23 protein-coding genes and 1 pseudogene are annotated in these 23,538 nt (G+C 49.3%); 21 read left to right on the top strand and 3 right to left on the bottom strand.

Annotated elements, in window-relative coordinates; translation table 11 throughout:
* Positions 1-3 precede the first annotated feature (3 nt).
* The 13 genes and pseudogenes from EDM55_RS26810 to pobA all read left to right on the top strand — a co-directional run bounded on the left by EDM55_RS26810 (position 4) and on the right by pobA (position 12,637).
* Complete coding sequence (locus tag EDM55_RS26810; RefSeq protein ID WP_092270257.1) at positions 4-771, top strand: LamB/YcsF family protein; 768 nt, start codon at positions 4-6, stop codon at positions 769-771.
* 322 nt (positions 772-1,093) lie between these two features.
* Positions 1,094-2,044: pseudogene (locus EDM55_RS26805) on the top strand (IS3 family transposase).
* A 207-nt stretch (positions 2,045-2,251) separates the two neighbouring features.
* A complete protein-coding gene (locus EDM55_RS26800; protein ID WP_092270255.1) occupies positions 2,252-3,517 on the top strand; it encodes an MFS transporter in 1,266 nt (421 codons plus the stop codon).
* Between the two features lie 31 nt (positions 3,518-3,548).
* Positions 3,549-4,178, top strand: coding sequence for an isochorismatase family protein (locus EDM55_RS26795; RefSeq protein ID WP_092270252.1), 630 nt, complete (start codon positions 3,549-3,551; stop codon positions 4,176-4,178).
* A 187-nt stretch (positions 4,179-4,365) separates the two neighbouring features.
* On the top strand, positions 4,366-5,166 hold the full coding sequence (locus EDM55_RS26790) for a DODA-type extradiol aromatic ring-opening family dioxygenase (RefSeq protein WP_122961791.1): 801 nt from the start codon (positions 4,366-4,368) through the stop codon (positions 5,164-5,166).
* A gap of 36 nt (positions 5,167-5,202) precedes the next feature.
* Positions 5,203-6,663: an aldehyde dehydrogenase gene (locus EDM55_RS26785; RefSeq protein WP_092270246.1), complete on the top strand. Its 1,461-nt coding sequence runs from the start codon at positions 5,203-5,205 to the stop codon at positions 6,661-6,663.
* 57 nt (positions 6,664-6,720) lie between these two features.
* Positions 6,721-7,479: a 2-keto-4-pentenoate hydratase gene (locus EDM55_RS26780; protein WP_373863296.1), complete on the top strand. Its 759-nt coding sequence runs from the start codon at positions 6,721-6,723 to the stop codon at positions 7,477-7,479.
* 20 nt (positions 7,480-7,499) lie between these two features.
* Positions 7,500-8,402, top strand: a complete 903-nt coding sequence (locus EDM55_RS26775; RefSeq protein WP_092270239.1) for an acetaldehyde dehydrogenase (acetylating) — start codon at positions 7,500-7,502, stop codon at positions 8,400-8,402.
* Positions 8,399-9,424: a 4-hydroxy-2-oxovalerate aldolase gene (gene dmpG, locus EDM55_RS26770; protein ID WP_122961789.1), complete on the top strand. Its 1,026-nt coding sequence runs from the start codon at positions 8,399-8,401 to the stop codon at positions 9,422-9,424. The genes EDM55_RS26775 and dmpG overlap by 4 nt, the downstream gene beginning before the upstream one ends.
* A 16-nt stretch (positions 9,425-9,440) precedes the next feature.
* Positions 9,441-10,223: a 2-keto-4-pentenoate hydratase gene (locus tag EDM55_RS26765; RefSeq protein WP_122961788.1), complete on the top strand. Its 783-nt coding sequence runs from the start codon at positions 9,441-9,443 to the stop codon at positions 10,221-10,223.
* 14 nt (positions 10,224-10,237) lie between these two features.
* On the top strand, positions 10,238-10,447 hold the full coding sequence (locus EDM55_RS26760; RefSeq protein WP_373863292.1) for a 4-oxalocrotonate tautomerase: 210 nt from the start codon (positions 10,238-10,240) through the stop codon (positions 10,445-10,447).
* A gap of 38 nt (positions 10,448-10,485) precedes the next feature.
* A complete protein-coding gene (locus EDM55_RS26755; RefSeq protein ID WP_092270227.1) occupies positions 10,486-11,424 on the top strand; it encodes an amidohydrolase family protein in 939 nt (312 codons plus the stop codon).
* Positions 11,425-11,452: 28 nt separating this feature from the next.
* Positions 11,453-12,637, top strand: coding sequence for a 4-hydroxybenzoate 3-monooxygenase (pobA, locus tag EDM55_RS26750; RefSeq protein WP_122961787.1), 1,185 nt, complete (start codon positions 11,453-11,455; stop codon positions 12,635-12,637).
* Positions 12,638-12,707: 70 nt separating this feature from the next.
* Here the strand turns inward: pobA and EDM55_RS26745 are convergent, their stop codons facing one another.
* Complete coding sequence (locus EDM55_RS26745; RefSeq protein WP_092270220.1) at positions 12,708-13,484, bottom strand: IclR family transcriptional regulator; 777 nt, start codon at positions 13,482-13,484, stop codon at positions 12,708-12,710.
* A gap of 205 nt (positions 13,485-13,689) precedes the next feature.
* Here EDM55_RS26745 and EDM55_RS26740 point away from each other — a divergent pair, with 205 nt between their 5' ends.
* From EDM55_RS26740 to EDM55_RS26705, 8 genes are read left to right on the top strand one after another with little or no spacing between them, the layout of a single operon-like run.
* Positions 13,690-15,021: an aromatic ring-hydroxylating oxygenase subunit alpha gene (locus EDM55_RS26740; protein ID WP_092270217.1), complete on the top strand. Its 1,332-nt coding sequence runs from the start codon at positions 13,690-13,692 to the stop codon at positions 15,019-15,021.
* A 40-nt stretch (positions 15,022-15,061) separates the two neighbouring features.
* A complete protein-coding gene (locus tag EDM55_RS26735; protein ID WP_246070904.1) occupies positions 15,062-15,562 on the top strand; it encodes a 3-phenylpropionate/cinnamic acid dioxygenase subunit beta in 501 nt (166 codons plus the stop codon).
* A 41-nt stretch (positions 15,563-15,603) separates the two neighbouring features.
* A complete protein-coding gene (locus tag EDM55_RS26730; RefSeq protein ID WP_122961786.1) occupies positions 15,604-16,824 on the top strand; it encodes an ABC transporter substrate-binding protein in 1,221 nt (406 codons plus the stop codon).
* A 19-nt stretch (positions 16,825-16,843) separates the two neighbouring features.
* Positions 16,844-17,713: a branched-chain amino acid ABC transporter permease gene (locus EDM55_RS26725; protein ID WP_092270208.1), complete on the top strand. Its 870-nt coding sequence runs from the start codon at positions 16,844-16,846 to the stop codon at positions 17,711-17,713.
* Complete coding sequence (locus EDM55_RS26720) at positions 17,710-18,711, top strand: branched-chain amino acid ABC transporter permease (protein WP_092270205.1); 1,002 nt, start codon at positions 17,710-17,712, stop codon at positions 18,709-18,711. Before EDM55_RS26725 ends, EDM55_RS26720 begins: the two co-directional genes overlap by 4 nt.
* Positions 18,692-19,447, top strand: coding sequence for an ABC transporter ATP-binding protein (locus EDM55_RS26715; RefSeq protein ID WP_092270202.1), 756 nt, complete (start codon positions 18,692-18,694; stop codon positions 19,445-19,447). Before EDM55_RS26720 ends, EDM55_RS26715 begins: the two co-directional genes overlap by 20 nt.
* Complete coding sequence (locus EDM55_RS26710) at positions 19,440-20,150, top strand: ABC transporter ATP-binding protein (protein WP_122961785.1); 711 nt, start codon at positions 19,440-19,442, stop codon at positions 20,148-20,150. The genes EDM55_RS26715 and EDM55_RS26710 overlap by 8 nt, the downstream gene beginning before the upstream one ends.
* 28 nt (positions 20,151-20,178) lie before the next feature.
* Positions 20,179-21,636: an aldehyde dehydrogenase family protein gene (locus tag EDM55_RS26705; RefSeq protein WP_122961784.1), complete on the top strand. Its 1,458-nt coding sequence runs from the start codon at positions 20,179-20,181 to the stop codon at positions 21,634-21,636.
* Positions 21,637-21,707: 71 nt separating this feature from the next.
* Here EDM55_RS26705 and EDM55_RS26700 read toward each other — a convergent pair whose 3' ends face one another.
* Together EDM55_RS26700 and EDM55_RS26695 are read right to left on the bottom strand one after the other, a co-directional pair.
* Positions 21,708-22,232, bottom strand: coding sequence for a DinB family protein (locus EDM55_RS26700; protein WP_122961783.1), 525 nt, complete (start codon positions 22,230-22,232; stop codon positions 21,708-21,710).
* Positions 22,233-22,312: 80 nt separating this feature from the next.
* Entirely contained in the window at positions 22,313-22,570 is a 258-nt protein-coding gene (locus EDM55_RS26695) for a sensor histidine kinase (RefSeq protein WP_092270189.1), read from the bottom strand.
* Positions 22,571-23,538: the final 968 nt, after the last annotated feature.

Genomic DNA, 23,538 nt, shown 5'->3' with positions numbered 1-23,538 from the left:
AAGATGAAATACGTTGATATCAACTGCGACATGGGCGAGAGCTTTGGTGCCTACCGTTTGGGAAATGATAGAGAGATTTTAGACTACATCAGCTCTGCCAATATTGCCTGCGGCTTTCATGCAGGAGATCCGGCAACGATGAGAAAAACCGTGCGCATGGCTTTGGACAAAGCAGTTGCGATTGGCGCTCATCCGGGTCTACCCGATCTCGTCGGCTTTGGCCGACGCAATATGGATATTTCACCCCAAGAAGCGTACGACATGGTCGTGTATCAGGTCGGGGCTCTGCAGGCGTTTATTCAGGCAGAGGGAGGCACGATGCAGCATGTGAAGCCGCATGGTGCGCTCTACAATATGGCAGCGACAAAAGCACCGCTCGCCGAAGCGATTGCAGAAGCGGTCTACAAAGTGAATCCGGCCCTCCTTTTATTTGGATTGGCAGGCAGTGAATTGACACGGGCCGCAGAACGCATCGGCTTGCGAACAGCGAACGAAGTATTTGCAGACAGAACCTATCAGCAGGATGGAACACTCACTCCGCGCAGTCAGCTGGATGCCATGATCACCGACCAGGAACAATCTCTGCAGCAGGTGGTGCGCATGGTAACAGAAGGGCGCGTTCTTTCGCGACAGGGGGTCGACGTATCGATTCAGGCAGATACCATTTGTATCCATGGAGATGGGGCGCATGCCTTGGAATTTGCCCAAAATATTCATGAGGCGTTTGCTCGAGCAGGAATCCAGCTGCGTGCGTTTGCAGCCAAGAGCTGATTTTTATTATGTTTGATACAGAGAGAAGAAGAAGCCAGAAGCATAGCTCGGGCTTCTTTTGTTTTCTGCTCTGCTTTTTTGTCCGATAGATGATAGATCACCAATAAGCAGAGTATATAATCGAGTTTGATACTGTGAATCCTAGGAGAGCTTGAGTACTTCTTTGATATCCAGGTGTACAATCGTTAACACAAGTTTCAAGTTTACACTTCCGTCATTTTACCCAAAGTGCCCCTCCCCTGTTCTATACTTGAAGCACCCACATGACAAACTATGAAAGCCATCCGATAATAAACTGTACCCTATAGAGTAGACACTTTATGTGAAGTCCGTTACATCGAAAGGAATCACTTATACCGATGCATTCAAGCAGCTTTTTATCACAGAAAACAAGAAGGGTAGGCTGCCAAGGGAAATATTTGAAGAATGCGGGTTCGATGTGAACATCATTGGGCTCCAAAGAATTAGATCTTCGGGCAAGTTACCGGGAAAATGGTGTCCTGAGTCTGCAGGATACGAGAAGCCAATCATCAGGAAGGCCTCTTAAAGGAGAGCTGACGCTGGAAGTGAAGAATGCCAGGCTCGAAGCTCAAAACCGCTTACTGAAAGCGGAGAACGAACTGTTAAAAAAGATCCGTTTTGCAGAAAGGGGCCCGTTCCATCAAGATGACACTGGAGGGGCAGTTTAGGGTTGTCTACAATCTGAAACGGATCAGGAGAATCATTAAGAAATACGGCATTGTGTGTCCTTTCAGGAAGGCCAATCCCTATAAAATATCCCCGGAAAGGTATTATTGACGAACATCACGTATTTATATTACGGCACACGCAAGAAAGCCTATTTGTCAACGCTTAAGGACAGTTCAACCAATAAAATCCTGGCTTATCATGTGTCAGACCGCATCACCATGGACCTTGCAACGGACACCCTCCAAAAGCTGAAGAAAAACCGAAGGTTCAAAAAAGCAGATGGTGCCTTCATCCATTCTGATCAGGGAACCCATTACACACACCCCGATTTTCAAAAACTGGTTAAAAAATGCGATTGAAACAATCGATGTCCAGGCGGTGAAACTGCTGGGATAACGCACCCTAGGAATCCTTTTTTGGCCATTTTAAAGACCAGGCCTCCATTAAACCTTGTGCAACTTTGGAAGAGGTAATACGGGAGATTGACGACTATATGACCTACTACAACCACTACAGATATCAATGGAATTTAAAAAAGATGACCCCTGCTCAATACAGAGATCATCTACTTCAATCAGCCTAGGCTTTTTTTGTGAGCTTTTCCAAAGAAGAGACCGTTTTAAAGAAAATAGTATCAGAGCGTTCCCTATAAAGGAACGCTTATGTTGTTTGTTGTATGCGCTTTCAATTAAGATGCCTCTAAGATGGATCGTCTGTGTCCTTTCAAAAGGAGTAGGATTTCGCAGCAAACCATCAGTAGGAAACCAAATCAAAGGAGGTCATACGTGAAATGTTAAAGGAAAAACGCTCATTTTTCCGGTATGAAAATGGAATCGTCCTCATGATGTTTTTTACGTTTGGATTTGTCTTTATGGAGCGGCTTAGTATCGTATTCTTGTTTCCTTTCATCGCCCCCGATTTGCAGCTTTCCAATGGGCAAATTGGTTTGATCGTATCGGTTCTGGCCGTTTGCTGGGCGGTATCCGGACTCTTATTCAGTTCTTATTCGGATTATATCGGTTCGAAGCGAAAAATTTTGTTGCCAGCAACCCTTTTGTTCTCCCTCCTATCCTTTGCTTCAGGGATGGTCAGCCAATTTTGGACACTCGTCGTCGTCCGTGGCTTGATGGGATTGGCAGAAGGACCAGTATTACCAATCGCCCAATCGACTGTATTGGCGGAATCGACCCCCAAGCGTCGGGGATTTAACTCCGGTTTCATGCAGAGCTCCCTCGGCTTGATCGGAGCGACGTTTACCCCCATCATCGTGACGTTTTTCGCGACGAAGTATTCGTGGGAAGGGGCATTTTACCTGGTCGGGATTCCCGGGTTGATCATGTTCTTCGTCCTTGCCAAATATATGAGAGAGCCTCGAAAACTAACAGAAAAGGGTGCTTCAGCCAAAGCGGCGAATGCCCCAAAATCACATACCAAGATCACCAAGCAAGACTTCTTGCAGGTCTATAAAAACCGCAACGTACTGCTGTGCACCTTGATCTCATGCTTTTTTATGACATGGTTGTTCGTATTTACGACGTTTGCTCCGATTTACTTGACGACCGTCGCAAAATACAGCACGCAAGATATGGGACTGATCATGGCTGCCATCGGTTTCGGATCGTTTATATGGGGCTTTGTCGCACCTGCGATCTCTGACAAACTCGGCAGAAAGCCTACTCTCATCATTTTTTGCATCATCTCTTGCTTGTCCCCACTAATGCTCGCGATCGTTCATGGCGGTCTGCCTGTCATGATGCTGCTGGGCTTTTTGACGGCAGTAGGCCAAGGATGCTTCCCGTTGTTCATGGCGATTATTCCCGGAGAGTCGCTACCGATACATCTTGTTGCAAGTGCCATTTCGGTCACCCAGTTTGCTGGCGAAATTTTTGGCGGGGCGATTATGCCTTCGTTGGCAGGGTTTGCAGCAGATGCGTGGGGATTGGAAGCCCCCTTGTGGATTGCTTTTGGCGGTGCACTAGTCAGTGGTGTTACCGCATTGGCCCTAAAAGAAACCGCTCCGATCCGACTGCAATCTTCTACGCAGACTCCGGCATAGGAAGCGCATTCGAGAGAAGGAGGGATGACGTGTGAAGACCGCGTCTGTTCCGTGGATATTTAGTAAGAAAAGCGCTGTCTTGATTGTTGTTGATATGCAAAATGATTTTGTGCGGGAAGGAGCCGTTATGGAGGTACCGATGGCGCGTGAATTCCTTCCACAAATGAAACGCCTGGTAGAAACGTGCAGGAAACATGAAATTCCGGTTCTTTTCACTTCCCATGTGCTCTATGACCACTACGATGTTTCCCCATTGGAGACCGCTTACAATCCTGTCCTCCAACAAAAAGGGATGAGAGCTTCTACGGATGGTATTCAGATTGTCTCGGAGCTGGAACCACAACCAGATGAACATGTGATACACAAACATCGCTACGACGCCTTTTACAATACTCAGTTGGAGACACTCCTGCGAAATGTTCGTGGTCCCCACGTGGTCGATACCGTCATCATTATTGGTACGGTTACCAATATTTGCTGCGAGAGTACGGCCCGGAGTGCGTTTATGCGCGACTTCAAGGTGGTTTTCGTGAGTGATGCCAACGGTGGTCTCGACTCCGAATCCCATCAAGCGACGCTGAACATTATCAGCAAGGTATTTGGGAGAGTAATGGCGACAGAGGAGCTCATTGAAGAAATCGTAGAAAAGAATGATCGGTAGGGTCAGAACGTTTGATAACGAGGGATTAACTGCGAATACCTGCGGATCTTTTCCGCAGGATTTTTTTCTTTCCTCTTAAAAATGTTAGGTGCGTTCCACATAGAGAAACGCGAATGTTGTATGAGTAACGCACCTAACTTATGATGAGTGTAAACACGATCATTACCAGTCGGAGAGGAGGATCAGCATGGCGCTGAATATGGCTTTACTGGCGGCACACGTTCCCAGCATGTGCCACGAGGCAAATGTGCCGGACTTTCAACAGGATTTAGTCAAAGGACTAAAACTCATGAAGGAACGTATCCGAGAAATGGAGACGGATGTCATCGTTTTGATGTCTTGTCACTTTCCCGGCACGTTTCATCATTATGTAGATGTGACTCCACAACATCGTGGGGTAATGACTTCGGTGGAAGCACCGGATCTGATCTCGGGCGTCTACTACGAATACCCGGGTGACCAAGCTTTGGGGAATGAGTTGGTCAAGGCAGGAGTGGATGCGGGGATCCCAGTCGTCGGATTCAATGATCCCACCTATATTTGGGATTATGGCACGGTGGTGCCTCTGCGCTATTTGAATCCGGAAGCAGACATCCCTGTGATCAGTTTATCCGTTTGTTGGGCAGCGAGCTTGGAAGAAACCTATCAATGGGGAAGAGCGATCGGAAAGGTATTGCGAGAGAGTGGGAAGCGAACAATCTTTATCAGCAGCGGCGCGCTCTCACACAATCTTGTCCGTGGGCGTCACCATATGCCCAGTCGCTCTGAGCAAGCCATGGACAATCAATTCATAGAATATTTGATGAAATCGGAATTACAGGATGCAAGAGAAATGCTGAATCAATACTCGCGAATTGCTGGAGTAGAGTCGGGGGGCCGCCATCTGGCAGCGTTGCTGGGTGTCCTACAGCCAGAGCAAAAGGCAGAGTTTTGGGGCTACGGTCAGTCATCCGGCAGTGCCAATGCCATCCTTTCATTTATTTCCTAAGGGACTAGCGTAGAACTTGAAAAAGGAGAATGAATCATGCAAAAAACCGACATTCGTCCCATCGATTGCCTCCACTTTATCGACGGAAAGTTCGTGCCGTCCCTCGATGGGAAAACATTTGACAATATCAATCCGGCTACAGAAGAACGCTTGGGGACGGTAGCAGAGGGTGGCGTAGACGAAATCGATCTGGCTGTAAAGGCAGCGAAACGAGCTTTGGACGGTCCTTGGAAGAAAATGCCGGCAAACGACCGGATTGCCGTCTTGCGCAAGGTTGGGGATCTGATCCTGGAGCGAAAGGAAGAGCTCGCAGCTTTGGAATCCTTGGATACAGGTAAGCCAATCTGGCTCTCGGAAAGCATCGATATTCCGCGAGCAGCCTATAATTTCCACTTTTTCTCCGATTACATCCGGACGATGACGACAGAAGCGACACAGATGGATGACATCGCACTCAATTACGCCATACGTCGACCAGTAGGCGTCGTTGGTTTAATCAATCCGTGGAATCTGCCGCTGCTCTTGTTGACATGGAAACTGGCGCCGGCACTGGCTGCAGGAAATACCATCGTCATGAAACCCGCGGAGCTGACTCCGATGACCGCTACCGTGCTGACAGAAATATGTCGCGATGCCGGTGTACCGGATGGAGTCATAAACCTGGTGCATGGGTTTGGACCAAATTCTGCCGGAGCCGCCTTGTCTGAACATCCAGATATCAATGCCATCAGCTTCACAGGGGAAACGACGACAGGCAAAGTGATCATGGCGACCGCAGCCAAGACGTTAAAGCGTCTGTCGTATGAGCTGGGTGGCAAGAACCCGAATATCATTTTCGCGGATTCCAACCTCGATGAAGTCATCGAAACCACGATGAAGTCAAGTTTTATTAACCAAGGAGAAGTTTGCCTGTGCGGCTCGAGGATTTACGTGGAACGCTCCGCATACGAGCCCTTTCTCGAGAAATTCATTGCGAAAACAAAAGAACTGGTCGTCGGAGACCCATTTGAGCCCAAGACCAAAGTGGGTGCATTGATCAGTGAGGAGCATTTTGAGCGCGTCACCAGCTATATTCATCTCGCACTTGAAGAAGGAGGTACCATCGTTCACGGTGGCAAACGCCCTGAAGGATTGGAAACCGGGTACTATTTGGAGCCGACAATTATAACGGGGCTGGACCGCAAATGCCGTGTCGTCAATGAAGAAATCTTTGGGCCAGTCGTTACGGTCATCCCATTTGATACAGAGGAGGAAGTGCTGGATCAAGTCAACGATACGCACTACGGATTGAGTGCTTCGGTCTGGACGAATGATCTACGCAGGGCTCATCGCGTGGCAGGTCAGATCGAAGCGGGGATTGTCTGGGTAAACACGTGGTTTTTGCGTGATTTACGCACGCCTTTTGGCGGAATGAAACAAAGCGGCATTGGGCGCGAAGGCGGGGTGCACAGCTTTGAGTTCTACTCCGAGCTGACCAACGTTTGTATCAAACTGTGACAGTGCCCACAGGAACAGGAGGAGAAGGCAGTGACTGATAAAGCAAACAAGTACGCGTTGCATTTGAAGCAAGCGCTGGAGAATCGCAGGGGAGTGGAGCCGATCACGAAGCTTGACCCTGCTATAACCATTGCGGAAGCCTACCAGGTGCAACTGCTGACCGTCGATAAAAAGGTAAAAGCTGGACATCGGATCGTGGGGAAAAAGATTGGATTGACTTCAGAAGCGATGCAACAGCTACTAAAGGTCGATCAGCCAGATTACGGTCACTTGCTGGATGATATGATCGTGGAAAATGGGGGGAGTATCCCCTTTTCCCGCGTGTTGCAGCCGAGGGTAGAAGCAGAGATCGCCTTTGTCCTCAAGCGTGATCTGATTGGTCCACGAGTAACGGCATTGGACGTCTTATTGGCTACCGACTACGTACTCCCCGCCTTGGAAATCGTAGACAGTCGGATCGCGGATTGGAAGATCAAGCTCCAGGATACCGTCGCTGACAACGCTTCCTCTGGTCTGTTTGTCTTGGGTGGAAAACCGGTCAAGCCTGACGCAATCGATCTGCCTCAGGTGGGGATGGTGCTCTACAAAAACGGTGAAATCATGAATACAGGAGTCGGAGCAGCAACCCTCGGCGATCCTGCAGCATGCGTGGCTTGGCTGGCGAATCAACTGTTTGAATTCGGCATTCCATTAAAAGCGGGAGAAGTCATCTTGTCCGGTGCACTTTCTGCGGCTGTGAACGCCCAGCCTGGAGACCATTTTCATGCAAGGCTCGCTCATCTCGGCGAAGTACAGGTTCATTTTGTGGCGGAGTAACGAAAGGAGTGCATACGTGGATGTCCAAAGTAAAGGTCGCCATTCTCGGTTCAGGCAATATCGGAACCGACTTGATGTATAAATTGCAGCGCTCTGACGTGTTGGAGCTGACCACGATGATCGGGATTGATCCGGACTCAGATGGACTGCACCGGGCACGCGAACAGGGCTATGTCACCATTGATTCAGGCTTGAATGGATTTTTGCAACAGCCAGAGCAGGCGGATATCGTCTTTGATGCTACCTCGGCAAAGGCACACGTGCGGCATGCGAAAGCTCTGCAGGAAGCAGGCAAGCTAGCGATTGACCTTACACCGGCAGCGGTGGGAGACCTCGTCGTACCAACGGTTAATATGCAGGAGCACCTGGACAAAGGGAATCTCAATTTAGTTACCTGCGGAGGTCAAGCGACGATTCCGATCGTGAATGCCATTCACCGAATCGCTCCAGTTGAATACGCGGAAATTGTGGCGACGATCTCTAGTAAAAGTGCGGGACCTGGTACACGTGCTAACATTGATGAGTTCACGGAAACAACTGCACGAGGGATCGAAAATATCGGAGGGGCGAAAAAAGGGAAGGCCATCATTCTATTAAACCCAGCCGAGCCACCAATCCTCATGCGGGATACCGTGTATGCACTCGTCGGTGAAGGGCAGATGGACGAAGAGGCAATCCGCCAATCTGTAATCGATATGGTCGCATCGATTCAATCCTATGTTCCGGGCTATCGCCTGCGCACAGAGCCGATCTTTGACGGCAATAAAATAACCGTGTTTTTGGAAGTAGAAGGGGCTGGAGATTATTTGCCTAATTACTCCGGGAACCTGGATATCATGACCGCAGCTGCTGTCAAGGTAGCCGAAGAGGTGGCTCGCCACCGACTGAATCAGATGGCGCTGGGTAAGGAGGATTGGTCATGAATGTCAAACGCGATGTAGTCATCACAGAGGTAGCGTTGCGAGATGGCAGTCACGCTATTGCTCACCAATATACGGTGGACCAGGTGTTACGTGTCGCTAAAGCGTTGGGAGAAGCGAATGTTCCTTACATCGAAGTATCCCATGGCGATGGACTGGGTGGGTCATCTTTACAGTACGGCCTGTCCCACACCCATGAAATGGAATTAATCGAAGCAGCCGTATCGGTCAGTGGAAATTCAAAAATTGCCGTGCTGGTCATTCCGGGAATTGGTACGATTAAGGAAATAAAAGAGGCAGCGAATCTCGGAGTGAAAATGGCTCGGGTCGCTACTCATGTGACGGAAGCAGACGTCTCCGCCCAGCATCTGGCAGTGGCGAAAAACTTGGGATTGGAGACAGTCGGATTCTTGATGATGTCGCATATGGCTCCCGTAGATACGCTCGTCAACCAAGCGTCCCTGATGGAGAGCTATGGAGCAGATACTGTCTATATCGTAGATTCAGCAGGGGCGTTACTTCCCCATCAAGTAGCAGAGAGAGTACGTGCCCTGCGCCATTCCCTCTCCGTGAATGTAGGCTTTCACGCCCATAACAATATGTCGCTCGCCATGGCGAATACGCTGGCTGCGATTCAGGAAGGAGCTCAGCGGATTGATGGCAGTATTCGGTGCCTGGGAGCAGGAGCAGGCAACACCCAGACGGAGGTGCTCGTCGCGGTGCTCGAACACATGGGCATCGTGACAGGCATAGATCTTTACAAAATGATGGATACGGCAGAGGATATTATCGCTCCGCTTTTAAAAGTTCCTCAGGAGATCACTCGCGACAATCTGGTACTCGGTTATGCGGGCGTATATTCCAGCTTCCTGCTACATGCCCAGCGAGCTTCCAAACGATTTGGAGTTGACTCGCGAGACATTTTGATCGAGCTCGGAAAGCACAAAGTAGTAGGCGGTCAGGAGGACATGATTGTCGACGTAGCAGCAGAGCTTGCACAAGTACAAGCGGCTGCAAGAATCTAAACGACGGAGGAGAGCTATGGACAGAACAGTAGCCAAGCAGATTGCCCGTTATCTCGTATCTGCTGAAGAAGATCGTCAGGAAGTTAGTAGAATCACACTGGAGCATCCCGAGCTGTCCGTAGAAGACGGCTATCAGATTCAGGAAGAGCTCGTTTTGATCAAGCTGGAAGCAGGCTATGAGATTGTCGGGCCCAAAATGGGACTCACCAGCCAGGCAAAAATGAAGCAAATGAATGTGAATGAACCGATATACGGATACGTGTTCAATTACATGGTAGCGACCGGACAGGAAATTTCGATGCGGGATTTCATTCACCCCAAGGTCGAGGCAGAGATTGCTTTTGTTTTGGGAAAAGATATCGAGGGGCCAGGTGTTACAGGCGCACAAGTACTAGCAGCGACCGAATACGTGCTGCCTGCTCTGGAAATCATCGATAGTCGCTATGAAAACTTTCAATTCACGTTGCCTGACGTGATCGCGGATAATGCTTCTTCCTCGAAGGTTGTTTTTGGTACGAAGCTTGGTCGCCCGAATGATTTTGAGTTGGATTTGGTAGGTGTGACGCTCAGTATCAACGGAAAAATCAAAGACCTGGGAGCAGGAGCAGCAGTCGTCGGTCATCCAGCTCATTCAGTTGCGATGCTGGCGAATATGCTGGCCAGAAAAGGTCTGAAGCTCAAAGCGGGTCAAACCATCCTCACGGGCGGGATCACCGGTGCCGTTATGCTACATGTAGGCGACGCGGTATCTGCCAAGTTTGACGGTCTGGGTACGGTTGACTTTCGCGTAACAGAATGACGGAATACGGAATAATGGGTGATAGAGGAATGCCAATCATTCAGATTCAGATTATGGAAGGAAGATCCCCGGAAAAGGTCAAATCATTGATTCAGCGGGTGACCGAGACCGTCGCGGAGGAACTGGATTCACCAAAAGAACGCATTCGCGTGCTTGTAACGGAAGTGCCCAAAACGCATTGGGGGATTGGTGGGGTTCCTGCCTCGGATCGTCAGGATCGCTAGCGGAAATTTGCTTCTCGTATCAACTCGGAGGTGTCGTCATGTACGATGTTCATACCCATTTTGTCCCACCCGAAGTCATCGAGTGGTTGCGAGAGAATCAGTATACGATACAAGCAAAATGGGTCAAAAAAGATCCAACGAAAGCCGATTTCTTATCCGTCAATGGCAAATGGGAGTTTGAATTGAAGGAAAGTTTTGTCAATCCAGAGCTTTACCTGGCAGAGCAGGAAAGGGCGGGGATACATCACTCTCTCGTATCCCCGATTCCCCAGCTCTTTCTGTATGAACTGGCTTCATCGGTCACACATGAATTGGCTACCATCTACAATGATAGCTTGGCCGAGTGGACCCGTGAACATGGAAACAGGCTGTCTGCATTAGCGTGCTTGCCGATGAATGATCCAGAAATGGCTGCACGGGAGCTGGAACGAGCTATGGATCTGGGACTCCTGGGGGCAATCATCGCGACCTCCTGGGAAGGAAACCTTCTGGGTGATGAAAAGTTCACTCCGTTTTGGGAGGTCGCCCATGCGAAAAACGCCATTGTCTTTGTCCATCCCCTCCTCAGTGAGGACCCACGCTTAAACCGACGTATGATGCCTAATTTGATCGGTGTACCATGGGAAACGACGGTGTGTGCGACAGATTTGTTGCTGTCAGGCATCATGGACCGGTATCCGGATGCGAAAGTCTTACTTGCGCACGGGGGAGGATTTTTCCCTTATCAGGTGGGACGTTTACAGACCGGCTATGAGAAATGGAAGGCAGTCTCGGGAAACTTGCAGGATGTTCCTCGTGAGGCCGTAAAACGCTTCTGGTATGATTCTATCCTGTGGAACCCAGGCGCATTGGCGTATCTCATAGAAATGGTAGGAGAAGATAGAGTCGTGCCCGGAACGGACTTTCCCTTTGATCTGTGCGAGTGGCCACCTGCTATTGATGGTACGGAGGCATTTCAACGGCTTATCAATAAATAAAGAAAGAGAAAAAGTGGGGGTAGGATCTATGCGAACCCAGGTTGGCATTATCGGAGCAGGACCGGCGGGCTTGTTGCTTTCACAGCTTCTTCATGCACAGGGAATTGAATCGGTGATTCTCGAGAACCGGTCAAGGGAAGACATTGAGGGAACAATCCGCGCTGGCGTGCTGGAACAAGGAACCGTCGATTTGATGAATCAGCTGGGAGTCGGCACGCGAATGATGAAGGAAGGGCATTTTCACGAAGGATTCGAGCTGCGCTTCAACAAAAAAGGACACCGGATTAATGTGCATGAGCTGACGGAAGGGAAGTATGTGACTGTCTATGCGCAGCATGAGGTCCTAAAGGATTTGCTGGATGCAAGAACTCAAGCGGAGGGACGAATCTTCTTTCAAGTCAGCGATGTGAAATTGCAGGGGATTGGCACGGATCAACCGAAGATCCTCTTCCGTGACAATCAGGGGGAACCGCACGAGCTCAACTGCGATTTTATAGCTGGTTGCGACGGTTTTCACGGTCCTAGCCGTCCGAATATTCCACAGGCTGAGCGAAATGAATATCAAAAGGTATATCCCTTTGGCTGGCTCGGCATTTTGGTAGAAGCACCTGCTTCTGCGCCAGAACTTATTTATGCCAATCACGAACGGGGTTTTGCCCTTTTAAGCACGAGATCACCTGATGTTCAACGTCTTTACCTGCAAGTCGATCCCAAGGACGCTATCGCCAATTGGTCGGATGACCGCATATGGTCAGAGCTGCACACCCGACTGGAGACGACAGATGGGTTTCAATTAATCGAAGGTCCGATTTTTCAAAAGGGGGTGGTCTCCATGCGCAGCTTTGTCTGTGATCCGATGCAATATGGTCGCTTGTTCTTGGCAGGAGATGCCGCCCATATCGTGCCGCCGACAGGGGCAAAAGGTTTGAACCTGGCAGCTGCGGATGTACAAGTGCTCGCAAGGGGAATGGAAACGTACTACCGAACGGGAAAGTCTGACTATCTCGATCGTTATTCTGAAATTTGCCTGCGTCGTGTATGGAAAGCGGAGCGGTTTTCCTGGTTCATGACGACAATGCTCCATCGGAATCATGAGCATTCCTCATTCGAGCATCGGATCCAAATGGCGGAGCTGGATTACTTGACTTCATCGCGTGCGGCGTCGCTCAGCCTCGCCGAGAATTACATCGGTTTGCCGATGGCATTTGAATAGGAAAGCGCATATAAAAAGACCCGTCTCATCCAATCATGTGAGCGGGTCTTTGTGTGTACAATGCCGTAATCTAGCGGCGATAATAACCGAGCTTTTCCGAGATTTCCTGACTCGCATCGCGTACCTTTTTCACGAAGAAAGGGATCTTGGAGCGAACCATGCGCTGCTTAGGACCTACGATGGTAATCGCAGCAGTCACTTGTCCTGTATAGTCACGGATAGGGGCAGCGACGGAATGTACGCCTTCCGACAATTCCTCGTAGCTGGTCGCGTAGCCATCCTGTTTGATTTTGTGCAAATGTTGCCGTAATACATCTGGGTCAGTCAAGGTTGTCGAGGAATGCTTGATAAGACCTTGATCAATAATCCTTTCGATAAATGCTGCTTCTTTATAGGCCAGCAAGACTTTACCTGAGCTCGTGCAGTATAAAGGATTTCTCCGGCCCACGTGGGTTAGAAAACGGACGAGATGATTGCATTCGATCTTCATGACATAAATGACTTCCTCGCCATCGAGGATAGCAATATGCGCCGTTTCCCCCACAGAATCTACTAACCGACGAACGATAGGTAATGACTCGGTGTAAATGTCCAGGCTCGATGTTATCACACCGCTTAAGGCCAAAACGGAATACCCTAAACGATACTTTTGTGTCTCTGAATCTTTCACGAGAAACCCTTCATTCGATAGCGTCGAGACGAGCCGGTGAACCGTACTTTTCCCTAGCTGTAGACTGGAAGACATCTCCGTGATTCCCTGGCTTGGCTTATCCATCGAATAGGAGCGAAGGATGCGTAGCGCATTGCTCAAGGATGACAACATACGTTTATCACTGATTTCGGACATGAACATACCTCCTCCCTGATCTCTTCTATATTATAGCAAGTAAAAAAGATTAAAAAATCTGAATTGTTCACCATGACGGAACGGAGCTGTTTTTTTGTTGCGTTTTCGAAGCTAAGATATGGATATATCTTAAAATTGCGCAAAAGATCGCCAAACAGGAACTAGAACTGTAAGCGCCTTCACAGAAAGGGGGGACTCCATCGCAATGTATCGACAAACCATTGAAAAACAAACCATTCAGGAAATCAAAGAGAAAATGGAGCAGGGATTGCTGCCGCAGTGGATATTGACGGATCCGAGCATCTATGAAAGGGAACAAGAAAAAATATTCGCTCGTACCTGGCAGTTTTTAGCCCACGATTCTGAGCTGCCAGAGCCCGGAAGCTATGTGACGAGATGGATCGTAGATGACCCTATTCTCGTAGTCAGGACGAACGATGGAGAAATCAAAGCTTTCTTAAACTCTTGTCCACATAGAGGGACCATGCTGTGTACAGCTGATTTTGGTAAGAAGAAAAGTTTTTTATGTCCGTATCATGGGTGGAGCTTCAATCTGAATGGAGACCTGATCGGAGTGGTAGCGGGAGACAAGGTATACGGAGAAGAGATGAAAAAAGACGACTGGGGGCTTCGACCAATCGCACAAGTCGCCGCCTACCAAGGGATGATCTTCGCCACTCTTGACCCTGATGCTAGCTCACTAGAAGAGTATCTAGGGGGGATGAAGTGGTACCTGGACATTTTGCTTGGGCGCAGTGGAGGGATGGAAGTGAGAGGACTCCCTCAACGCTGGGTAGTGAACACCAACTGGAAGCTCGTGCTCGAAAATTTCTCAGGTGATCCATACCATGTGCAATCTACTCATCGTTCTACGGTAGAATTGGGAATCAGTCCAAAAGATCCTCTGTACGCAGGGTATGGGCATCAGGTGGTCTTGGAAAATGGTCACGGCATCAACGTAATTACCGCCCAAGGACAAGGGAGACCAGAAAGGCCGCCATATCAAGGATTGCCTGAAGAGATGTGGCCCTTGTTCGAGAGCAATCTGAGCAAAGAACAGCTGCGGGTATTTGCGAAAACGACTGTTTTTGTGGGCTCGATTTATCCTACGTTATCGTTTAACAGCCCCGTACACGGAAGTGAGGGCCATTTACATAACTACTTGAATTTCCGCGTATGGAGGCCACTGGGTCCCGATAAAATCGAGATCTGGTCGTGGTTTATGATCGACAAGGCAGCACCGGATGATTACAAGGAAGATGCTTACAAAGGCTACATCAGTTCGTTCGGTCCATCGGGTACATTGGAGCAGGACGATACGGAGATATGGACGAGGGTAGCACAAACGAGCAAAGGCTACATGGCACGCAACAAGGTGCTCAGTTATAACAACCTGCTAAATTACTTGATGGGCTTTGAGCGAGTATTGCCGGATGAGAACTTCCCCGGTCCAGGAATCGCCTATCCCACCTGCTATTTGGATGCGATTCATCGCGCGACCCACGAGCATTGGCTGGAACTGATCTCACGAGATTGACTCCACGAGAAAGGATGGGAGCACAAAGGAGGAGATGGCGATGAACACCGGTTTGTATTATGAAATTACCCAGTTTTACTATCGGGAAGCTTACTTGTTAGACGCTAGAAAATTTGAAGAGTGGCTCGAGATCTTGACAGATGACATTCGCTATCGCATGCCACTTCGGGCAACTCGGGAAAAGAAGGACGGATCGAATATCGTCGAGGCCATGACATTTTTTGAGGAAACCAAAACCTCCCTGACGACCCGTGTCAAAAGGCTTGGAACTTCAAGTGCGTGGGCAGAAGATCCTGCACCTCGGACTCGTCATTTTATCACAAACATTTTATTGGAAACGGTTTCGGAGGACGACAAGCTGACAGTGAGAAGTCACTTTTTGTTCAAACGCAGCCGAGCGCAAGATGTGGGAACCGAAGAACTGTTTGGTGAACGTCTGGATGTGCTGCAAAAATCAGGTGGCACATGGAAGATCGCATCCCGCACGATCTATCCAGATCAGACTGTTTTATCTGTAATGAACCTCAGCATGTTCTTGTAAGGCAAGGAGAGAAACAATTGAATGATAAGGGGGCGTCTTACATGGTGGGCAAAAAAAGATTGGGCAAGAGCCGCATATGGATCAGTACCCTGTTAACCTTGGTCTTGCTCGTGCTTGGTGCGTGCAGTAATCAGACCGCATCAAGTGGCGAAGGTGAGCCGATCAAGATCGGTGCCATTCTGTCCTTCTCGGGAAATTTTGCTCCGTTGTCGGAGAGCATCAAAGCCGGGATGGAGCTGTATTTCGAGCAGAATGGCAACAAGATCGGCAATCGACCTGTAACGGTAAAATACGAAGACGATGAGGCGAATCCGCAAGTCGCTCTACGTAAATACCGCCAGCTGGTAGACAGCGAAAAGGTAGATTTGCTCGTGGGACCGATTTCTTCGTCCGTCGTATATGCCTTGCGTGACGTGATTGAAAAAGACAAAATCGTTCTGATCGTAGCGAATGCTGCCGCAAACGACATTTCCTGGGATAAGAAAAGTGACTACATCTATCGCGTGTCTATTTCCAACTGGCAGGACGGTACACCTGGTGCTGCTTATATTGCCAACAATATCGGAAAAAAAGCGTACGTACTCGCTCCTGACTACCCAGCCGGCCATGAAACCATCGAAGCGTTTAAGGCAGCGTTCGTGGCAGCTGGTGGAGAGATCGTCAAAGAAGCTTGGCCCAAGCTCGGCAATAATGACTACGCTACGTATTTGACGGATATCCAGCAGACCAAACCGGACTTGGTATTCCCATTCCTGGCTGGTACCGATGCGATCCGTTTCGTTCAGCAATATGAGCAATTTGGGTTAAAAGGGAAAATCCCGCTTACAGGTACCCAGGAATTTTTGGACCCGCTCGTGACCGATCCCGCAGGTCAGGCCGCCGAAGGGATCATTGGTGCAACCATGTACACAGCGGCTCTGGACAATGCAACCAACAAAGCCTTTGTAGAGGCATTCACCAAAAAATACGGCAAAACTCCAAACTACTTCAACGTGCAAGGGTATGACTCAGCGCAGGTGATCGCCAAGGCAGTCGAAAAAGCAGGAAGCGTCAAGTCAGAGGACCTGACGAAGGTGTTGAAGGACATCGCGTTCAGCAGTCCACGCGGTGAACTGGCGATGGATCCCATGACTCACAACCTGACACTGGATATGTACTTGGCCAAGAACGTATGGAAAGACGGCAAGATCGTCCAGGAAATTATGGGCGATGCGATGAAAGGACTGAAGATTCCGGAGACACCTCCAGCCAAATCCAAGTAATGAGGACGAGGAGGAAATTATGGCAACGTCCATCCTGTTTATGCACATCCTGAATGGCTTAGCTTATGGCATGCTCTTGTTTATGATCGCAGCGGGTCTTTCTATCATCTTTGGTTTGATGAATATCGTCAATCTCGCCCACGGTGCTTTTTACCTGGGCGGGGTGTATATCGCTTACTCGCTCGTGCAGCAAAATCTCGGGTTTTGGCTGGCGATGATCGCTTCGATAGTGCTGGTCGCAGGGCTGGGAGTCCTCATGGAACGGTTTTTGCTGGAACGTGTGTACGGCAAAGAACTAGAGCAAGTGCTGCTTACCTTTGGCTTGTCGTTTATCTTTGCGGACCTCGTCAAGTGGATCTGGGGAACAAGCCCGTTGGCTTTGCCCGTTCCTAGCTCCTTGGACGTTTCTTTGGATATGGGAGGGACAATGTTTCCAGCTTATCGATTGTTTGTGATCCTCGTTGGTTGTCTACTCGCTGTCTTGTTGTGGTACATGGAAAACAAAACGAGAATCGGTGCGATTATCAGGGCAGGCGTGGATGATCGGCAAATGCTCTCTGCGCTCGGAATCAACATCAAAGTGGTATTCACCAGTATTTTCGCTGTCGGAGCAGCACTTGCAGGGTTGAGCGGAGTGCTAGGCGGTCCCATTATGGGAATGTACGTGGGTATCGACTCGGAGATCTTGGTTTCGTCGCTGGTGATCGTTGTGGTTGGCGGTCTTGGTACGTGGAAGGGTGCCTTTATCGGAGCGATCCTGGTCGGATTGGTTGATACGTTAGGACGCGTCTGGTTCCCATCTCTGACCATGGCGATGGTGTTTGTCATCATGATTATTGTCCTGCTGATTAAACCAAACGGATTATTTGGAAGGGGGGCACATGCGTGAGAGCCAACATCTGGAGGACCCCCACCCTATTTATCGCAATTCTGCTGCTCTTGCCCCTGATCCTGACCAACTATGGAGTCAAGCTGACCAGTGAAGTCCTGATCATGGCTATCTTCGTCATGAGTCTCGGCTTGATTATTGGATTTGCAGGATTAGTCTCACTGGGTCACGCTGCTTTCTTTGGACTTGGAGCGTATGTAGTAGCTCTGCTAGGTACCCATTTGGATAATACGTACGTTCTGATCATCGCTGCCGCCGTGATATCGGGCATCGTAGCCTTTGTATCTGGGCTCTTGTTCATCCGTTCCTCTGGTGCCTATTTCCTCATGATCACACTGGCATTTGGACAAATGCTTTTCGCCATCTTTTACAAAATGGAATCGGTGACAGGCGGAGCAGATGGTATGGCTGTATCGGCCAGCTTGAATCTCGGGTTTGGTGCTATAGAGAGCAGGGTCGGCTTTTATTATTTGGTCACGATAGCGTTTCTCGTGAGCTATTACTTGCTCCGCGTCTTTATCTCATCCCCGCTGGGCAAAGGTGTGCGCGGTATCAAGGAAAACGAGTCTAGGATGACGGCATTGGGCTACAATATCCGTCACTACAAGCTGATCGTGTACTCACTGTCTGGAATGCTCGCGGGTTTTGCAGGTGCTCTTTATGCTTACTTCAACCAGTATGTATCACCTGACCTTCTCCATTGGATGTTCTCGGGGCAAGCGTTGATCATGGTCATTGTAGGGGGAGTGGGTACGTTAGTCGGTCCCGCAATCGGCGCAGGCTTTTTCGTCATCCTGCAAAGCTATATCAGCTCGTACACAGACAGATGGCCGATGATCATGGGCGTGATATTCGTCGCGATTGTGCTGTATGGACGTGGAGGAATCCTCCAGATCGCCATGCTGCTGTGGAACAAGCTCAGACCAAAGCGACACAAGGAAGAGGAGACACCCATTCTGCCAAAGGAGGGAAACGGTTTTGAGTCTGTTAAAGGTTGAACATTTGTCTAAATCATTCAAGGGCTTGCAAGTACTAAGGGATGTTTCTCTCGAGGTACGCGAGGGTGAACGGCATGTCATCATCGGACCAAACGGGGCTGGGAAAACCACTTTATTTAATTGTATGACGGGTACTTTGCCGATCAACGAGGGTAAGGTCGTCGTAAATGGTCAGCAAATCAGTGGATTGCCTGCCTACACCGCAGTGCGGATGGGAATGTCTCGAACCTTTCAAAAAAATAATTTGTTCGGGGAATTGAGTGTAGAGGAGAACATACACCTCGCCGTAACAGCCTGCAAGCCTTATCGCTTTCATTTCTTGAAGCCAGCGTCCAAATACGCAGAAATGCTTGCAGAAACGCAGGAGCTACTAGCACAATGGGGTCTTTGGGAACGACGTAGTCGGATCGTCAGCGAGCTGTCTTACGGAGAGCAACGACTGCTGGAAGTCATCCTCGCACTCGCGTCAAAGCCCAATATATTGCTTTTAGATGAGCCAACCTCCGGGATGTCTCCGGCAGAAACGGTCCAAACAACCATGCTCATCCAAAGCATGCCTCGCTCTATTACCCTGTTAGTGATTGAGCACGACATGGAAGTGGTGTTTTCGATCGCGGATCGCATTACCGTGTTGCATCATGGAGAAGTCTTTTTGAGTGGTTCACCCGACGAGATCAGTGGCGACGCGAGAGTCAAAGAGATCTACTTCGGGGGAGGGACGCTCAAGCATGCTTAAACTGGAAGACGTTCATACGTACTACGGCTACAGTCATATTTTACAGGGGCTCTCCTTCTCGGTACCAAAAGGCAAATGCGTGGCGCTTCTCGGGCGAAACGGAGCGGGGAAGACGACGACGATCCATTCGATTGCGGGTCTGACCCCTCCACGTACAGGGAGGATTTCCTATTTGGACAAACCGATTTCAGGATTACCTCCCTACAAAATCGCTCGTCACGGGATTGGCTTGGTGCCCCAGGGCAGACGCATTTTTCCTTCACTGACCATTCGAGAGAATCTGATAGTACCGGCAAAAGACAGTCGACAGACAGAGGCAGGTCAAAAGAAATGGGACTTGGAAGCTGTCTTTGAGCTGTTTCCGGTTTTAAAAGAGCGGGAACAGAATATGGGGACACAGCTCTCAGGTGGGCAGCAGCAGATGCTGGCGATCGGACGCGCCCTGATGACGAATCCCCAATGCATTTTAATGGATGAGCCATCAGAAGGGTTAGCCCCCGTCATTATCGAACAGGTAGGAGAAATCATTACTAGGTTGAAAGATACAGGACTTTCGATTCTACTAGTTGAGCAAAATTTTTATTTGGCATGTGGTGCTGCTGATCACGTCCTGGTGATGAGCAAAGGACAAATCGTATGGCAGGGATCTCCGACAGAGCTACTAGCCAATGAGGAGATCCAGCATCAATATCTGGGTGTATAAATGCGATGAAAGAGGGAGGGAAGGGTAAATGAAATATGCTGAGTGGAATCAATTGTTTATCCGTGGAGAGTGGAAGGAAGGCAAGAGTAGTAACAAATACGTCAACCAAAACCCTTATTCCAAAGAAGTGTTGGCTGAAATTCGGCTGGCTAACAAACAAGATATGGATGATGCTTATGCTTCGGCACGTGATGCACAACGAGCTTGGGCGAAAGTGTCTGCAACCGAAAAAACAGCGGTAATCGAGCGAGCCATCGCCATTTTGGAAGGGAAAAGAGAAGAGCTCGTTCCTCTTATGGTGCGAGAACAAGGCTGCACGGTTCTAAAGGCAAATGTGGAAATCGGAATCGCCACTGGCTTCATGCGCGAAGCAGCGACCTATCCGGGTCGTATCCATGATGAAGAGCTTTCTTCCATCACAGCAGGGAAAGAAAATCATTTGTACTGTCTGCCTGTTGGCGTAGTGGGAGTCATCGCGCCATGGAACTTTCCCCTGCATTTGGCCATGCGCTCTGTCGTTGCTGCGATTGCAACCGGCAACGCCGTCGTGCTAAAACCCGATTTGCAGACGTATATCAGCGGAGGCTGCGTCATTGCCAAAGTATTTGAAGAGGCAGGCTTGCCCAGCGGTGTCCTGAATCTGGTTGTTTCTGATCTGGCAGAGGTCGGCGACTACTTTATCGAGCATCCCATCCCCCGGATGATTTCCTTCACGGGCTCGACAGCAGCGGGACGACATATCGCATCGGTGACGGGCAAGCATTTGAAAAAGACTGCTCTGGAGCTAGGAGGAAACAACGCATTTATCGTATTGGAAGACGCCGATTTGGATCAGGCAGTGGCAGCGGCCATGTTTGGAAAGTTCATGCATCAGGGTCAGATCTGCATGGCCGTCAACCGATTTGTGGTGGACAGAAAGGTGTATGGTGCATTTGTAGAACGATTGACAGATAAGGCGAGCCAGCTGGCAGTCGGCAATCCGGAAGATCCGAATACCGTGATCGGGCCGTTGATCAACCGGAATCAAGTAGACAAGATATTGCGAGTCATCGGCGAGAGTGTCGCTCTTGGTGCACGGATCGTTCTTGCGGGGAGTGTAGAAGACAACCTGATGGCCCCGACCATTGTCGTAGATGTAAAAAATGACATGCCGATCGCACAAAGCGAGTTGTTTGGGCCAGTCGCCGCGATCATCCCTGTAGACAGTGAGGAAGAAGCGATCCAGGTAGCCAACGCTTCCGACTACGGGTTGAGTGGAGCAGTCTTTTCTGGCTCACTGGAACGGGGGGAGGCAGTCGCCCAACAGATCCATACCGGGATGATTCATGTGAACGATCAGAGCGTCAATGACGAGCCACATATCGCATTTGGCGGGGAGAAAGGTTCGGGTCTCGGAAGGTTCAATGGAAAATGGTCCATAGAGGAATTTACGACGATCAAATGGATTTCTGTGCAGCGTGAGCCACGTCATTATCCATTTTCGTAACGATTGCACCCTTTTGCAAAAAAAAAGGCGCTCCAACCGGTGGGTACGAACCGGTCGAGCGCCTTTCTCTTTTACAGGGGCAAATGTGGGAAGTATCTTTCTCGGACAATCCGCAGGTGATGGTGGGCATGCCCGAGGATGAAATAGGCAAATGCCGTAGCTGTTGTCTCCACCTCATTCAGCAAACCACTTTGTTTCAGTTCTTCATCTGTTAAGCCGCGTACGAGGGAAAGAGTAGAGGCGCGGACAGTCCGAAACTCAGCTATCAGGTCAGCAATCGGTCGGCGATCAAAGCTCGTTTTACTCACGTAGATGTCATGGTGGCGGGGCAATGGGGTCTTGTCGCCTCTACCGGCGACTAACATTCGATAGCTCATGATTCGTTCGGTATCTACGATATGTCCGAGCACTTCTTTCAGACTCCATTTTCCCTCGCTGTACCGGAACAAGCTGTCCTGCTCTTGAAGCGGGCTGAACCATTCAAGGACTTCCTGCTCTTGCTCCAGAAGGAGGAGGATGAGATCACCTTCGGGTACAGAATCGATGTACTCGCCAAAATGGGGTGGAAAGTGATTCTGGTGCGGTTTGACATGCATGCTCGTGTACCCCTCCGATTATCTTTCGTGATTATGGATGTATCTCCCTTATCATACCAGGTGGTTCCTCTCACGTAAGGCTAATCTTTAGGAATCGTCAAATGAACAGAGGTTCCCCAACCAAATTTGCTCCGCAAAATGATCCCATATGGCTCACCGTACGTTAGCTTCAGTTGCTTATGCGTGTTAGCCAGTCCGATATGCCGCGTCTGATCCCGACTGCTCTCGAGCTTCTGCAGCGTCTCCAGCAGCTTTTTTGGACGCAGTCCCTGGCCATTGTCAATTACTGAAATCAGCGAGTAGCGCAAAATATCCCCGAGGTTTCCAGCATCTTGCACAGTTCATTCGGGCCCGTGTCAAGCGAATCGCCTTCCAGTTAATCGTCGCATTACTCTACAAGGAAACTGCTTTGAATTGTGGACAAGGCATATGAAGGTGGGCGGAGTTAGGTGCCGATGATCCAATGGAGGAGACTATATCGTCAATTGAACAAGGGATTGGGTAGGGACACGGAAAAACGATATTGATCACACTTTACAAGAGAACAGATTAGACGCTTTTGTACAATTTGGATACTGGTGAGCAGAAATTGCGGCAAGGGCAGATGATCCGCTGCTGCTGATACCTGCTGGAAAGTACAAGGAAATGCCCGATAAGTCTTACGTTTCCAGGCACTGCATTCAGTGAGCCAGTGCCATTGCAGCTAGCTTATGAATTTGAGAAATGGGAGTAATGGATGCGACACCAGGTTGCGCCGAACTTGTCTAAGTAAAATAATTTATTCTTAGGAAAATACCGCAATAATATCAACTTGTGATGATGACATGAATAATAATAATGCGCATTAGCCCCCCAAAATTATTTCAAAAAGTGTCTGTTTTTTAACCTATAATCACTCCAAACAAGATTTTAAGGAAGGTGGGGACAAAGTTAAAATCAAACTGGTTTCATTCATTCAGAATAAGGCCGCCACCTGGTTGCCCCATAATCTATCCGGGACCTCCACCTCCAGATCCGCCGGGAGCAACAGGAGCAACAGGCCCTACAGGAGCCACCGGTCCAAGAGGGGCATTTCAACAATCTCAGGTTTCCGAGAATTCGCCCAATACAACGGGGAGTTCAGCAATCCTTCTCACAACCGTAGCTACCCCGCTAAAGACAATCACAATAACTGGGGTGACTGCTGGAGACGTTGTTTGGCTAACAGGAATTGTGGGATGGGAGTCAACCGCAGGTACCACCTTCGTTCAAATACAACTACTACGGGAAGCTACAATCATTTTTAGCATTAATCAGCATGCAGTTG

It is taken from the genome of Brevibacillus centrosporus (assembly GCF_003710815.1).
Classification (GTDB): Bacteria; Bacillota; Bacilli; order Brevibacillales; family Brevibacillaceae; genus Brevibacillus; species Brevibacillus centrosporus.
This window is presented reverse-complemented; position numbering and strand designations above follow the sequence as displayed.